Source organism: Chloroflexota bacterium, from assembly GCA_018648225.1.
GTDB lineage: Bacteria > Chloroflexota > Anaerolineae > Anaerolineales > UBA11858 > NIOZ-UU35.
Window position 1 is genome coordinate 1 of record JABGRQ010000128.1, and the last position, 14,085, is coordinate 14,085.

13 protein-coding genes and 1 pseudogene are annotated in these 14,085 nt (G+C 50.6%); 2 read left to right on the forward strand and 12 right to left on the reverse strand.

Annotated elements, in window-relative coordinates; genetic code table 11:
* Positions 1–133 precede the first annotated feature (133 nt).
* Positions 134–616, reverse strand: a complete 483-nt coding sequence (locus HN413_12795; GenBank protein ID MBT3391275.1) for a YbaK/EbsC family protein — start codon at positions 614–616, stop codon at positions 134–136.
* On the reverse strand, positions 600–956 hold the full coding sequence (locus HN413_12800) for a hypothetical protein (GenBank protein ID MBT3391276.1): 357 nt from the start codon (positions 954–956) through the stop codon (positions 600–602). The genes HN413_12795 and HN413_12800 overlap by 17 nt, the downstream gene beginning before the upstream one ends.
* Before the next feature lie 167 nt (positions 957–1,123).
* On the opposite strand from HN413_12800, the gene HN413_12805 reads away from it, so the two are divergent.
* Both HN413_12805 and holA read left to right on the forward strand, forming a co-directional pair.
* A complete protein-coding gene (locus HN413_12805) occupies positions 1,124–1,657 on the forward strand; it encodes a hypothetical protein (GenBank protein MBT3391277.1) in 534 nt (177 codons plus the stop codon).
* A gap of 4 nt (positions 1,658–1,661) precedes the next feature.
* Positions 1,662–2,660, forward strand: a complete 999-nt coding sequence (holA, locus tag HN413_12810; protein MBT3391278.1) for a DNA polymerase III subunit delta — start codon at positions 1,662–1,664, stop codon at positions 2,658–2,660.
* 144 nt (positions 2,661–2,804) lie between these two features.
* On the opposite strand, the gene HN413_12815 is transcribed toward holA, so the two are convergent.
* The 10 genes and pseudogenes from HN413_12815 to HN413_12860 all read right to left on the reverse strand — a co-directional run bounded on the left by HN413_12815 (position 2,805) and on the right by HN413_12860 (position 13,965).
* A complete protein-coding gene (locus HN413_12815) occupies positions 2,805–3,038 on the reverse strand; it encodes a hypothetical protein (protein MBT3391279.1) in 234 nt (77 codons plus the stop codon).
* Between the two features lie 183 nt (positions 3,039–3,221).
* Positions 3,222–4,466, reverse strand: a complete 1,245-nt coding sequence (locus tag HN413_12820) for a class I SAM-dependent RNA methyltransferase (GenBank protein MBT3391280.1) — start codon at positions 4,464–4,466, stop codon at positions 3,222–3,224.
* A gap of 81 nt (positions 4,467–4,547) precedes the next feature.
* Positions 4,548–6,350 carry a GAF domain-containing protein gene (locus tag HN413_12825; protein MBT3391281.1) on the reverse strand — a complete coding sequence of 601 codons (1,803 nt, stop codon included), beginning with the start codon at positions 6,348–6,350 and terminating at the stop codon, positions 4,548–4,550.
* 98 nt (positions 6,351–6,448) lie between these two features.
* Positions 6,449–6,862, reverse strand: coding sequence for a hypothetical protein (locus HN413_12830; protein ID MBT3391282.1), 414 nt, complete (start codon positions 6,860–6,862; stop codon positions 6,449–6,451).
* Between the two features lie 30 nt (positions 6,863–6,892).
* A complete protein-coding gene (locus tag HN413_12835) occupies positions 6,893–8,404 on the reverse strand; it encodes a hypothetical protein (protein ID MBT3391283.1) in 1,512 nt (503 codons plus the stop codon).
* On the reverse strand, positions 8,401–9,057 hold the full coding sequence (locus tag HN413_12840; protein MBT3391284.1) for an endonuclease III: 657 nt from the start codon (positions 9,055–9,057) through the stop codon (positions 8,401–8,403). Before HN413_12840 ends, HN413_12835 begins: the two co-directional genes overlap by 4 nt.
* A 144-nt stretch (positions 9,058–9,201) precedes the next feature.
* On the reverse strand, positions 9,202–10,254 hold the full coding sequence (locus HN413_12845; protein MBT3391285.1) for an asparaginase: 1,053 nt from the start codon (positions 10,252–10,254) through the stop codon (positions 9,202–9,204).
* Positions 10,255–10,261: 7 nt separating this feature from the next.
* On the reverse strand, positions 10,262–11,125 hold the full coding sequence (locus tag HN413_12850) for a hypothetical protein (protein ID MBT3391286.1): 864 nt from the start codon (positions 11,123–11,125) through the stop codon (positions 10,262–10,264).
* Between the two features lie 9 nt (positions 11,126–11,134).
* Positions 11,135–13,225, reverse strand: a complete 2,091-nt coding sequence (locus HN413_12855; protein MBT3391287.1) for a GAF domain-containing protein — start codon at positions 13,223–13,225, stop codon at positions 11,135–11,137.
* 584 nt (positions 13,226–13,809) lie between these two features.
* A pseudogene (locus HN413_12860) lies at positions 13,810–13,965 on the reverse strand (galactose ABC transporter substrate-binding protein).
* Between the last annotated feature and the right edge of the window lie 120 nt (positions 13,966–14,085).

Genomic DNA, 14,085 nt, shown 5'->3' on the forward strand with positions numbered 1-14,085 from the left:
GCCATTCTACTTCACCCCCACATCTGGGTATACCCCCTCAGTTCCCATAGAACCATAATTGTTATAACAAATCGCAGATAAACACAGATGCACGCGGATGAAGAAAAAAATCAGCGTTTATCTGTGTTTATTTTTATGCAGGGATGTCGTGCAGATTCAGAATTTCTGCACCGCTGACGCGTACAATGTCCTGTGAATTTTCCAGGCGCAGCATGGCGTTGTGTTCGCCGCCCCCGGCGTAGATTTGTGCGTGTTCCAGCACGCGCGGGTCGATGATTGTTCTGAGAGATTGGGGATGCCCAAATGGGGGTACTGTCCCAACGGGGTAGCCTGTCATTTGTAGCACCGTCTCCGGGTCAGCCAATTTTACTTTTTTGCGTCCCACCCCAAAAGTTGACGCGAGCGCCCGTTGCTCAATCAACAGAGTCCCACAGGTGATGGCTAAAACAACCCTATCTGGAAGAATGAACAGCACAGATTTTGCAATCTGGCCGGGTTCTGTGTTTAATGCCATCGCCGCAGCCTCCACTGTAGGGGTAGGTGCATCCAGGAAGAGAATCTCCCCGGCGATCGCGTTTTGCTCCATAAACTGAAGCAGGTCATTCGGTGTTAACATGAGAAGTATCCTTGCGGTAGCTGCGTAAATTTTCGATACTATCTTCTTTATGCTCGGCAATGAGCAGATTCATCTGCCCGTGAGTGATCTTTTGCAGCGTTTCCCCGGCGGCCTGGCCGTAGGGTGAAGCCAGCGCATGGTGTAGCGCTTCTGGAGTCTCAAAAAATAACTCGTGGATCATGGTAATCTCTGAATCGCCATATAGTGGAGTTTGAATTCGTACCGTGGCTTCGCGAAGCAATCCTGGCATGGATTCAACATTGTGCAAGAATTGAGGCCATTCATCACCGAAAGTGGGCGAGTTGGCTACCGGACCGATGAGAATAATCAGTTTGTACATAGGCTACCTCTGGCCTGCTATTATACCCGTTCGCCGCGTCAGGCGCGATTATGTTACTATTGCATGAGTGAATATCTAAAAACAAATTGGTTCAATCTGAAGATACTTTAAGCAGCAACTTTATTTAGAGAAGATTGAACCAATTTTGGAACGAAACGGAGCCAAAAATGTCTTTTCTTGAATCACCACTCGTTCAATCTATGCTTGAAACCCCCATGCTTTCGCGCATTCGCCGCAATCACGGCCTGGAGCACGCTACCCTGCACGTGCTGGCGAAAAAATATCCCCAGAAAGCAATGGGTGGGCACTCCAACCCCGCCGGATTTGTGTTAATAGGCGACTTATCCCTTGAAGATATTCACGCAGCTGCCGAAGAAGCCCTGGCGCGCATGAAAGCCGGTGAGCATCATTTGGCGGTGCATCCGGGGTGCGGCACCAATTTTGCCACGGCTGGCGTTATGGCTGGCCTGGCGGGGATGCTGGGGATGTGGGGCGCTGGCCCGCGCAAGCGCGATAAATTTGAACGCTTGCCATTTGTAGCGACCTTGGCAACACTGGCTCTTATGCTCGCCCAACCGCTGGGCATGCGCTTGCAAAAATATGTCACGACATCGGGCGTTCCTGATAATCTGGAAATTGTTGCCATCGATTGTGTCAACCGCGGGCGACTGACGGCGCACCGCATCACTACCCGGGGATAAAGGCATGGCTGAAAAACCGGTGATTTATCTTCTACACGGCGATGATGAATTTGCCATTGCCCAATTTGTCGCCGAAATGGAGCGCAAGCTGGGCGACCCAGCCACTGTGCAGATGAATACCATCCGGCTGGAGAAAGGTAAACTGGCGCTGGACGAACTGATTATGGCTGTTCAGTCAATGCCTTTTCTGGCTGAGCGCCGCCTGGTGATCGTGTATGACCCCCTGGGCAATTTGAAGAGTGCGCTCATGCGCGAGCGTTTCCAGCAAATTCTGACAAATATTCCCCCAACAACAGCTTTGGCGTTGGTGATTTCCAGGCCATTGCAATCTTATCAGGATAAAAAGAAAAATAAGCTGCACTGGTTACAAAAGTGGGCTGCCGATCAAGAAGAGGGGCGTGTGTACGAAAAAGTATTTCTGACGGCACGCGGCCCGGAGTTGGTGCGTTGGCTACAAAAATATACCAAATCCGAGGGGGGGGAACTTACTCCCGAGGGAGCTGCGGTACTCGCCAGCCTGGTTGGCGAAGACCCGCGTATTGCTGTTCAGGAGCTCAACAAGCTGTTGGCCTATGTCAATTACAACCGCCCTATCGAACCCGACGATGTGGAGTATTTGGTGGCTTCGGTGGGCAGTAGCGATGTTTTTGCCATGGTGGATGCACTTGGCAATCGTCAGGGGCGGCAAGCTCTGCGGATGCTGCATCAGTTGTTGGAGGAAGATGATCCCTTACGCTTGATGGGCATGGTCGTGCGCCAGTTTCGGCTGCTCCTTCAAACGCGCGAATTACTTGATGCAGGTTATCGGCAAGATGATATTGCCCGCGAGTTAAAAACTCACCGTTTTGTAATTGGCAAAATTATCAATCAGGTACGTAATTTTTCCCAGTCAACGTTGGAGACGATTTATCGGGAATTGCTGGAAATTGATCAGACGATAAAAACCGGCCAGATGGATGGCGATATTGCCCTGGATACATTTATTGTCCGGTTATCTGTTTAGTGTTGGTTGGTATTACAAAACAGGGTATATGGAAATGTTGTTTCCATATACCCTGTTTTTGTTAATCAAAAACCCTGCCGGATATGAGAGCCTGTGAGGAGGAAACCCGGCTGGGCTTTTGTCAAAATGGTGGGCTTGGGCAAATTATTGTGAGTAGATACCCAGCCAAAAATGATTCGGCAGCAGCGATTGGGATGTGCGCAATTCGATTGCAGCGGCTTTGCGCTGTTTTTCGCTGACCGAAATCATCGAGGGGTGTACAAAACAAATATTGGGAGATTGCCCGTATTTTCTTTGATAATACGCGGCTGCCCGCTCTACTTTTGTATTCAGTTCAGAATTCTTGTCGTTATCAAACCAGAGCATTCCAATGTCCATTTCAGCCTCCATTAGATAAGTTCTTTAGTTCAACCCTGAGGGGTATACCATCCCGATTTTTATGAGAATTGTTTTCGTATGTCGAGGCGATACGCCGTAATTACGATTGGGGGCAACCCTCAGGGTTATTGAACTTATGTTCTAATTATAGCTCGAATGTTCTGGTTTTGCAAGAGCAGTTTCTTAAATTTTTCCCCAGAAACTGATGCTTTCGATATGGTAGGTCTGTGGAGAGCGGTCAAAGGGAGTGATTTGTTGAAGCTGGTATCCCCCGGTAGTGAGACGTTTGGCGTCACGCGCCAGTGTGGCCGGGTCGGATGAGATATAGGCCAGCACATCTGGCCCCAGGGCCAGGATCGCATCCAGGGTTTGGCGCGCCAACCCCGAGCGGGGCGGGTCTACCACGATAATCTCCGGGTTTGGATCAAGCTCCGGGAGTACGTCCTCCACCGGGGCTTCGTATAATGCCACGTGGTCGTATTCATCCAGATTAATTTCGAAATCTTCACAGGCGCTGGAAGAACTATCGATGCCGATTAGCCTGCCAACGTGCGGAGCGAGAAAGGCGCTAAACAGGCCAGTGCCGCAGTAGGCATCGATGAGCGTGGTTTGGGGCGTGAGCGGTAAATTCTCGATCAGGTGTACGGCCATTTTTTCAGTTATGTGGGTATTGGTATGGCAGTATGACTCCGCAGAAACGCGAAACAGGCGCTGTTGAACTTCGATGATAATATGATCGTCTCCAGCCAGCACTAGCAGGCCCCCTGGCCCGATGTGTACCACGGAGAGTGGCAAGTCGAGTTCGAGCTCAACAGGTTGCGGATCGCTGCTTTGAAGGATCAACAGGTCGTCGTTGAGCCCGCTGCGCAAGGTGATGCGATCCAGCCCGGGGATGGATTCCATATCGAGCAAAGGCCAGATTTCGTTGATGGTCTCTGTGGGCAGGTGGCACTCATGGATGGGGAACACAGCGCTTGATCCGCTGACCAGATAGCCGGGTTGCCCCTCGGGGGAGAGATGAAACTGAACCTGGTTGCGGTAATTCCAGGGCGGTGAAGCTACAATGGGGTGGATTGGCGGGTCGCTGAGTTTTCCGATGCGCTCGAGTTGGTCGCGCAAAACATCGGTTTTGATCTGCAATTGGGTTTGGTAGGGAATATGCTGGTAATGGCAGCCACCACAGACCCCATCTTTCGTTTCGGTAGGTGAGTGCGCATGTGGGCAGCGCGGTTGGATGCGCTCCGGCGCTGAATGGATGACTTTGATAAGTTCGCCGCGGGCATAACGGGGTTTGTCTTCTGTCAGACGGATGTTGACGGTTTCGCCGGGTAAAGTATAGGGTACGAAGACGGCGCGCTTATCCGATAAGCGCCCCAAACATTCGCCGCCGTAGATGTGTTTTTCGAGCGTAACAGTTTCAGTGGGCATGTTTTATGTTGATGAGACCTCGAAAAAAATAAGGGTGGCTGAGGTACAAAGCACCTCAGCCACCCTTATTTTTTCGTTATTCTATGCCTGAGTGGGGAGCGTAAACCAGAAGGTGCTGCCTGCCCCAAGTTGACTATAAAAGCCAATTTTCCCGTGCATAATTTCCACCAGACGTTGGGTTACACTTAGCCCCAACCCCCAGCCGATTTGTTCGCGCACTTCTGGCGATTCTGAGCGAAAGAATTGCGTAAAAAGTTTTTCCTGATCTTCTTCGCTGATACCTAAACCCGTATCGTGAATTTCTACGCGTACCCGTTCGTCCTGCGCTTTTGCGTTGATGGTGATTTCCCCGCCCTCGGGCGTGTATTTCCAGGCGTTGCTGACTAAATTGGTAAGAATCTGTATCACGCGGCTGGGGTCGGCGTAAACCTGTGGCAGATCGTCGGGAATATGGGTGTGTAGTTTGTGTCTCTTTTCGGCCAGTTTATGGCTCAGGCTGGTCAACGTTTCTGCCATGCGCTCGCGCAGTTCAAATTGTGAGAAATCCAGATGAATTTTGCCGCGCTCAATGCGCGAAATATCGGAAAGATCCGAAATCAGCGTAGACATGCGCTCAACGTTATTGCTGATGATATTCAAAAAACTTAATTGCTGCTCATTGATTTCGCCCACAACACCCTGCCGCACCAGATCGTTATAGCCTTTGATCGAAGTCAGCGGAATGCGCAGTTCGTGCGTCACAATGGAGATAAATTGCGATTTGGCTTCGTTGGCATATTCCACAGCCTGATACAGGCGCGCATTTTCCACGGCAACAGCCGCGCGGCCCGCCAGACGCTGGATAAATTCCTGTGAAGATTGGCTAAATCCCTGGGGATGGAGGACGGCTAGCGCGCCGATGATTTTTTCGGCGTGGATTAGCGGGACGATATATTGAGCGGGTTGCCCGTCTTGGGGGGAAATCTGTATGGGGGCAGGATTCTCCCTCAGTGTGGCTAACAACTGCTGGTCTTTTGTGATGTGCGTCTCCCCTGGAGGGGCAGAAATCAGGCTCAGGGTTTCAGTATCATCTCCACACAAGGCTGCCCATCCGCTTTGCGCGCTGCTTTCCTCCACGGCCCAATGACGAGCGATTTCCAACACGCGTTCAACATCTAAACGGGCATTGAGTTGCTGGTCAATATGGCTGAGGGTTTCAAGTTCAGCCACGCGGGCAGTCAGCGCCTGATCGGTTTGGGTGTAGAGTTGGGCGTTTTCGATGGCAACAGCCGCTTGCCCGGCGAAGGTGCTGAGCAAGTCGAGATCATCCGGGCCAAAGATGCCTGATTGAGCGCGATTATCGACATAGATCACACCGATAACGCGGTTGCGGGCGCGTAGCGGCGCACAGAGAATGGAACGCAGCGCATAGAAGATGACCGAATTTTGCTGTGCAAAACGCGGATCATCCTGCGCGTCGGTGGTGATAATACCTTCGCCGCTATCGATAACCGATTGGATGACGGTGCGGCTGGCTTGCAGTTTTTCTTTTTCCAGGGTTTCTTGTTGAATATTGCGAGCGGCACGGATGTCGAGTTCGCCGTTTTCGGGGTTCACCAATGTGATAAAGCCGCGTTCTGCTCCGGTGAGCTGGATAACTGCATCCATCACCTGAGTGAGGACTTCATCGAGATTGAGGGAGACTCCCAAACTCTGTGAGACGCGATACAACGCCGCCAGCCGCCCCTGATCGGATTCAATCTGGCGAGATTGGGTGAATTGCCCCAACTGTTTTTTTGCATTGTGCAATGCAGAACGAGTTTGAATCGGCAGGGTTTGTTTTTCGAGATGATCCAATGCATCCTGAAGTTCTTTGAGCGTGCCAGCCTGAAGGTCTTTTTTCATAGTTGATCCGGTTTCATTGCGAGCGCGGTTTAGCGGGCGCGGTTTAACGAGCGCGGTTTAGCGAGCGCGGTTTAACGGAGGGCCATTATACAGTATTTTTAAAGATAATCGCTGTCCAGCTCTTGGGCGCAGCGCACAAAATCGAGCACTACGGGGACATTGCGCATCATATAGCTCATACTGCCCTGCACGCGCAATTTACGGGTAATCATAGCTTGCATGGGGTCAAGCTGGTTGTCCAGAATACGGGTGAAGTTGTCATACGGGGCGCTAAGGACATAAGCCGGGTTGAGTTCGGTGTCTTTGGCAGGATCAACGACAAAGACTGCGCGGCAAGTTCCATGCCAGAGATCAATATAAAGTTGCAGCGATTCTTCGAATCCGCCCCCGGGTTCAATATTGAACATAATATCGCCTTCCCAATTTTGAGCGACGCGGGCGTATTTTTCATCGCTGTTTAGTTTATCTTTGAGTGCTTCCAGCCATTCGGCGCTGGGGAAGATGTAGGTCATTTGGATACCTCGTTATTTACAGTGCAGTCTTTAATAGAATTCTTGCGGTGCAGAATTGGTTGTCGAAACTTCTCGATAAAATGTTTCACCAACCACTAGCGGCAACAGTGGAATCACCCAGGCCATATAGTGGCGGAATAATACCGAGTGAAAGTCTACAAAAATTAGCATGATGAGCAAGCCAGCCGCAAAGGGGCGTGGTTTTCTTTTCCAGGTCAATACATAAATGAGCAGCACCATCGTCAGCAGAGGGATTTTTGCAGGCAAGCCCACCCACCCCATCAACGCATCCAACGAGAGTACGCCCATGTGGGTTTCGGGGAAGCGTGTGAGCGAAATCAGCAGCGATTTTATAAAACCAAGCGGGCTGGGTGCGAATAATGGCAGCGATGCCAGGAAGGGGACACTGGCAATCGCCAAACCGGCGATAACGACATTTTTTATGCGCTGTTCGGATGCTTCATGCCAGGCCCAGATCAGGAAAATGGGCAAAAAGAAAATGGCATTGTGTTTTACGCCCAGGGATATGCCAAAGAGAATATAGGCCGCAATTTTATGCCGCGGATACAGGATCAACGCCAGCAGGAAGAAGAAAATCGGGATGAAATTGAAATGATAAATCATTGTGACGTGCAATGTCCAACGATTGAAAAGCCAAAACAAAGCCCCGAAAACGGCCAGCGTGGTGCTGTTGAAACGATGATGTCCCAAGTGAAAGAGAGTATACGCAATTAGCAGGTTGACTCCCAGGAAAATTCCTCGCCAAATATTGAGCCATTGATCTAGCTCTTGCAACCCGGCGCGGTGCGTCAGCCATGAGCCGTAATAGATGATGGGCAAATATGTGGGCAGTTCGCTGTTCCAGCGGGTCTGGGTCAGGTCTTCGGCGCGTGCATAGGGATTATTCCCTTGCAGCAGGTTTAAACCCTCTTTATAGACCAAAAAAATATCCTGCTCTTCAATGTCAAATTCGAGATTATCTACGGGAGAGTAGTAGGCGCTTGCCGGACGCTCAGGATTGCCCAAGTTGTTGTGGACGACAAAACCGACGCTCAGAATAGCGAGCAACAGAATGATCGCCAATCCATGTTTTTTGCGGTATGCAATCCAGGCGGTTGGCTCTTGCTGACGCAAGAAAACCAGAATTTGTAGCGAGAAACTTCCCAACCAAAATATCAGCGGTGCAAGTCGCAGCAGATACCCTTGTGTGTGCAAATTGGTTGTGGCGAGCGCAGTATAGATTATGTAGCCGCTGCCGAGGGTTCCGATGAGTGATAAAAAGAAGATATTCGTGCAATTGCCATCTTCACGGAGCAGCGCAGCCATCTTTTGGGTGGATTGCTGGTTCCATCCGGGGTTTTTATTCGCCTTCACGGTGAATAATGCGGTGACAGCCAGGGGGAGGAACACGGCAGCAATCAGCATTAGTCGTGTTCCCGTCATCCCGCCCTCGCTGGGGATCAGTAATAGCCAGATGAACGCCACGATCCCTTCGATGAGCGCCGCATGCAAAAATGTACGTATCGTAAAGTGATTTTTCATAACACGTTTTCTGCGTAATACGGACATAAATCTTGCAAAGGGCATTCTGCGCACAAGGGTTTACGCGCTTTGCAGATTTCGCGTCCTAAACGGATGATATTAAGATGCACCGTGTAATACGTTTCCGGGGGGAATTGTGCCGCGAGATGATCGTGGGCCTTATCGGCGTTCATTTTTTCGGGGCGCAATCCCAGGCGGCCCGAAAGCCGGTAGACATGCGTATCCACCGGGAAGGCTGGCTTGCCGAGTGAAAACAGTAATACTATCGAGGCTGTTTTTGGGCCAACGCCCTTGAACTGTACCAGCCAATCCAGCGCTTTTTCCGGAGAATAGTCTTTAAGAAAATCCAAACTTAGTTCGCCGCGCATTTGGGTGATTTTGCGGAGTACATTCTGGATGCGCGGCCCCTTTTGATTGGCTAATCCAGCCGGGCGGATGGCTTCAATAACTTCGCTTTCCTCGGCGTCGCGCACAACTTCCCAGGTGGGAAAGCGCGCGCACAGCGCATCGAAGGCTTTGTCGCGGTTGTTATCATTGGTACTTTGCGAGAGTATCGTCGAGATGAGTTCATCCAGCGGCGGCAGCGGGTTGCGCCAGATGGGTTGACCGTATTTTTTGAGCAAGCGTTCGTGAATTTGAAGGGCTTTGTTCATAATAGTACTTTAGCATTTGATAGAAGAGAATCTGGTCATCTAGTGCAAGTGTACAGAAACGCTGACAGTCACCCTGAGCGATAGCGAAGGGTCTAGCATAGCGTCTGCGCCTGACAGTTCACATTTTGCACGTTTTTTTACATTTTAAGGCTTGTTAATTATAAAAACCGGGCGCGCCGCGCCAACATGAATCTTGCGCCAGTTATATAGATCAAAGTTGGGGCCAAATTTGGTCAGTTCTGCCAATTCGTCGACAGAAATTGCTCCAAGCTGGCGCAGGATTTCCAGCGATACCGCCGGACGGGCGCGCCCCTTCAGGTCGCCATCGCTGATTTTCAGGGCAATTCCTATACCCGGCGAGCCGGGCCGGATAGCGCCGGGCATGAGGCCAATACATTGATAGCCCTCCGCACCTCCCTTTACGACCAGTTTACCGCCGGTGACTTCCATCAGGCGCGTATCAAAACGCCCTGGGCCGGAGATCATTTCTGGGTAGTGGGTCATGGCCTGGGTGATGGTTTGGCAGGCTTCTGCTCGTTTTTCGGGGAGATCATGTGGATCGCAGAGCCGCGCAAACCCCAGGGCAGCGTTCTTCAAGGGGATGGCAAAATTCGGGGCGGAACAACCATCGGTGCCCAGAATCACCTGCGAGGGGGTCACGTCACACATCTCACTGAAGGTTTGGAAAATCTGCTTCTGGATGGGATGATCGCGGTCGAGATAATTTTCCAGCGGCAAATCCCAAAAACGCGCCTGTGCCAACATGCCGGTGTGCTTGCCCGAACAATTGTGTCGATTGGCGGTTGGGTTTTCATCTCTGCGGATGAGCGTGCGGCGGGTTTCCCCATCCATAGGGGGATGTGTGCCACACAGGAGATTGGCTTCGCTGGCGTTGATTTTAGCCAGGATGCTTTGCACGGTGGTTGCATGCGCGTCGGTTCCGGCGTGAGAGGCGCAGGTGATGGCGATTTCTTGTTCGGTAAGTTTCCAGTGAATATGGGCCTGGTTCTCGATGAGGGGCAGCGTTTGAAAAGGTTTGGCTGAAGAACGCAGAAACGTGATTGTGTTGGGATCGCCTTGGGCAGCAAGCAAATTGCCACGGCTATCTACAACCGCAAACGCGCCGAAGTGCAATGACTCGGCGATTGGCCCGCGAACGAGTTCCAAGAGTGGCTGGTAGTTTTGAGAAACCGTCATGGCAGGATTATTCTTCGTCTTCGAAAAGGGTGTTGTCGTGAAGGTAATTGCGGGTGAAGTATTCTTGCAGACCGTGGAGAAGCCGCTGGCTATAGAATTCGTCCAATTTGGCAGGGTAGTTTATTTTTTCAAGCAGGGCTGGCACCATTTTTTCAATTTCTTCGGCGGGATTCTTGCGCTTGTTGGCAGTATCCAAACGTCCGCTAATAGATTTTAGAAATTTGCGCTGTTCTCGGACATCTTCCACGCTTACAAAGCCGCTGCGCCCGCTGATAATGGTATAGTCCGCAAAGGTGCGGGAAGCCAGTAAATTGAGTGTTTCATGCCAGGCATCCAGATCGGCATTGGCGATAAAAGGCGGCTGATCGTTGCAAACGGCATCGCCAATAAATACAATTTTATGGTCCGGAATATGTACCCAGGTTGCCCCGGGGGTAGGCCCTTGATGTGATTCTATGCAGATTTCAGGCCCACCCCAGTGTAAAGAGAGTGCTGTACTAAAAGTAATGTTGGGCCGCTCCCAACGTGTGCCGCTAACTTCGGGGTGATGCTCCCATTCTGCGCCGGTTTTTATATTCTGCCCTTTAAAAATGGTTGTTCTTTGGCCGAAAGCTTTTGCAGTATTTGCATGTGCGATAATCGGGTATTCAATAGCCCGGTTGCCCAAAGTGCGATCAGCATGAATATCTAATATGACAATCATACGATGTGTGCCGCGGCTTTGGGTGAGCAGGGCAGCTTTCCAGGTGCGGGCATCATCTGCGCGTAACGGCGTATCGATCAGTAGTGTGCCGCCGGGGAATAAAATAGCCCCAAGTACCACGCCAGAATAAGAATCTTCGTAGTAGATATTCTCTGCGAGAGCTTTCATAGCAGTTCCTTATGTTTCGTCGGCGATGGGGAGTGTAAATGCAAAACGCGCCCCACCTTGATTGGTTACATCTACCCAGATGCGCCCACCGTGGCCTTCAACGGCCAATTTACAATAGGCCAACCCCAAACCAATGCCTTTTGGGCCGCCTTTGCCATGCAGACGGGTATATTTATCAAATATGGTGGCTCTTTTTTCACTTGGAATGCCCGGGCCGGTATCTTCAACCCAGAAGTAGAGTTCGTGCCCGGCTTTGGCAGCGCCAACAGTGATATGGCTTTCTGGGGGAGTATATTTTACAGCATTTTCCATCAGGTTAATCAATACCCGCTGGATCATATTTTCGTCAACTTCTGCCAAAGGGATGTTTTCTTGAATCCGGACGAAAATTTGCTGCTCTTTATTATGCGCAATGGGTTCAACCGCCTCAACCGCAGCCTGAATGATGCTGCTGGGATGTGTCGGATTTGTATTGGTTACCGCTTGCCCGGATTCGAGACGGTTGAAATCCAGCAGGGAGTTAGTGAGGCGTTCAATCCGTTTTGTAGAGCGTACAGCGATGTTAAATAATGAATGAATAGTAGGGTCTTCATCGAAAGACTGGATGCTGTCTAATACGTCCAGGCTGGAAACGACATTGGCCAAAGGGGAGCGCAAATCGTGGTAGACCATCGAGATGAGATCATCGCGCAATTGGTCGAGTTCTTTGCGTTCGGTAATATCGCGGAAAGTCCATTGCAGGTGTTTTTCTCCCGCAATGTGGACAACATGCACATGTACCTGAATGGGAACGACGCGTTCGTCGCTGGTTTGAAGTTCGGATTCGTACGAAAATGTTTCTTCTGGGGTGATTTTTTCGAGATTCTTGCCTACAATTTCGGGTTCAATCGTATGACAGCCCTGAATCATCCCTTGCAATAGTTCTTTTTGGACATACCCAGTATATTCTATGGCTTGCTCATTGACCTCGGTGATATATCCCGCTTGATTTGTGATAAATATCGCATCAATGCTACTGTTGTAAAGGTCACGATAGCGACGATGCGCGGATTGAAGTTCTTCAAAGAGTTGCGCGTGGCGGATGGCTGTCCCGGCGAGGCTGCCGATACCGCTAATGAAGGTCAGGGCTTCTGGGGGGAAACTTCCCTCGAGAGGGTTGGCAGCCTGGAGCACGCCGATCAACTCAACTTCGGAGATGATCGGGGCACAGATCACTGCCCGGAGTGTGGATTCGGCTTCTTCATCAACTAAGTGCGCAAAGCGAGGGTCTGCTGCAACATCGGAGACAATGATTCCCTGTTGGCTTTGAGCCACCCACCCGGCAATTTCTTCTCCAAATTTTATTTTCTTGCCAATAATTTTGGTATTCAGTTGAGTGGTTGCCCGAAATACCAATGTATTACCCTCGGGGCCTACCAGCGCCAGCGAGACAACTTCGACCTTGAGCGCCTGATGGATTTGATTGAGAATATCATGCAGTACACTGTCGAGGTTGAGCGAAGCGGTGATGCTTGCCGCACTATTGGCAAGCGCGCCCATAACTACTACTTGTTGCTGGCTGGATGCGTACAGGCGGGCGTTCAGAATAGCGATTGCTGTCTGATCGGCGATAGCTTGTACCAAGTTGAGGTGATCGCTGGTGAAGAAAAACGGCACAGGATGTGAGAGCGTGATCACGCCAACGAGTTGATCGCGGGCAATGATAGGCACGCTGACAACCGATTTAGCTTTGCTGTTTTTCTGGGCGGGGTGGCTGCTTTTGATCCAGCGTTCATCTTTTTTTGTGTTTAAAATCAGGGCTGGCTGCCGATTCTTTACGACCCAACCGGCTAACCCCTGTGTGAGCAACGCTTTAATGCTGGTTGGCGTGTGTTCTAATAGTTCATCTGCGTAGATGATAGCCGCGTTGAGTGGTTGTTCGTCTTCATCAATGACGATGATGCTGCTGCTGACTGCCCCGATTGTGCGCATGGATAGCCCCAATACGCGTTGCAATACCGTCGAAAGATCAAGCGTTGATGCGATCTCGCGGCTGATGTGGTATAGCAGTTCCAGCGACTCTTGCGTGGATGAGAAATCGTTTTTCTGGGATATTGTCATGGGGCAAATTACTTTCTGAGCCAAGTATAGCATAGCGCAGTATCTCGCCGCAATTTTAATGAGGACTTTCGCTGCCGCACCAATCTCCCTGTTTTGCGACATTTTCTCACTTTCCGGAAAGCTCTTTCGGGAAGAATTATATAAAAAAGTGCGCCGCGATAAAATGCTTGCGGCACACTTTTGAGTTTTTCGTTGCGTAGCGTGTGGATGCTTCTAATTTACAGGTCTTCAGGATCGAGAATATAGACCTGGACATTACGCGAAATATCTGAAAGCCGTCCGATTTTCACACGGATTGCTTTGCCATTGGGATAACCGCCATAGATCAACGTCGCGCCGAAATCGGTCTGTTTGCCAAGTTCTTCGATTTCGATCAATCCCAGCGCCGGGAAGGTATCTCGATAAAACTGAGCGCATTCTTCAATACTTAAGGATGTGACAAAATCCATTCGGCTGTTATCTTCCATCGAAACCGTGCCGTCCTCAGGAACAGGAATCCCATCGAGGAAGGTCTTTACATCCGTTGTTACACCAGCCATGGCGGCCTGGAAAATGCCGCCAGGTGTATCAGCATCAAGTTGGGCTGCGGGAGCGGCTTCTGCTGCGGGTGCTTCGGCGGGAGCGGCTTCTTCGGCCGTAGATTGCTCGGCAGTGGTTTCTTCTGTGGCAGGTGAACCACAGGCGGTCAGGACCAATGCCAGACTAACGACAAGCAAGGTAATCCAATAGATTTTTTTCATACGTTCCTCCGGGAAAAATGGGATGGGCGGCTTTGGGATATAATGCTTGCCGCACAAGACTATGACTCAACCCGTAATGTCGGCCATCAAGAAGATGGCTGTTTAGAATGCACTTATGAA

Excerpts from the sequence above, each read along its gene's own strand:
- HN413_12795 (MBT3391275.1), bottom strand. The coding sequence starts at position 616 with ATGTTAACACCGAATGACCTGCTTCAGTTTATGGAGCAAAACGCGATC.
- HN413_12800 (MBT3391276.1), bottom strand. The coding sequence starts at position 956 with ATGTACAAACTGATTATTCTCATCGGTCCGGTAGCCAACTCGCCCACT.
- HN413_12805 (MBT3391277.1), top strand. The coding sequence starts at position 1,124 with ATGTCTTTTCTTGAATCACCACTCGTTCAATCTATGCTTGAAACCCCC.
- holA (MBT3391278.1), top strand. The coding sequence starts at position 1,662 with ATGGCTGAAAAACCGGTGATTTATCTTCTACACGGCGATGATGAATTT.
- HN413_12815 (MBT3391279.1), bottom strand. The coding sequence starts at position 3,038 with ATGGACATTGGAATGCTCTGGTTTGATAACGACAAGAATTCTGAACTG.
- HN413_12820 (MBT3391280.1), bottom strand. The coding sequence starts at position 4,466 with ATGCCCACTGAAACTGTTACGCTCGAAAAACACATCTACGGCGGCGAA.
- HN413_12825 (MBT3391281.1), bottom strand. The coding sequence starts at position 6,350 with ATGAAAAAAGACCTTCAGGCTGGCACGCTCAAAGAACTTCAGGATGCA.
- HN413_12830 (MBT3391282.1), bottom strand. The coding sequence starts at position 6,862 with ATGACCTACATCTTCCCCAGCGCCGAATGGCTGGAAGCACTCAAAGAT.
- HN413_12835 (MBT3391283.1), bottom strand. The coding sequence starts at position 8,404 with ATGAAAAATCACTTTACGATACGTACATTTTTGCATGCGGCGCTCATC.
- HN413_12840 (MBT3391284.1), bottom strand. The coding sequence starts at position 9,057 with ATGAACAAAGCCCTTCAAATTCACGAACGCTTGCTCAAAAAATACGGT.
- HN413_12845 (MBT3391285.1), bottom strand. The coding sequence starts at position 10,254 with ATGACGGTTTCTCAAAACTACCAGCCACTCTTGGAACTCGTTCGCGGG.
- HN413_12850 (MBT3391286.1), bottom strand. The coding sequence starts at position 11,125 with ATGAAAGCTCTCGCAGAGAATATCTACTACGAAGATTCTTATTCTGGC.
- HN413_12855 (MBT3391287.1), bottom strand. The coding sequence starts at position 13,225 with ATGACAATATCCCAGAAAAACGATTTCTCATCCACGCAAGAGTCGCTG.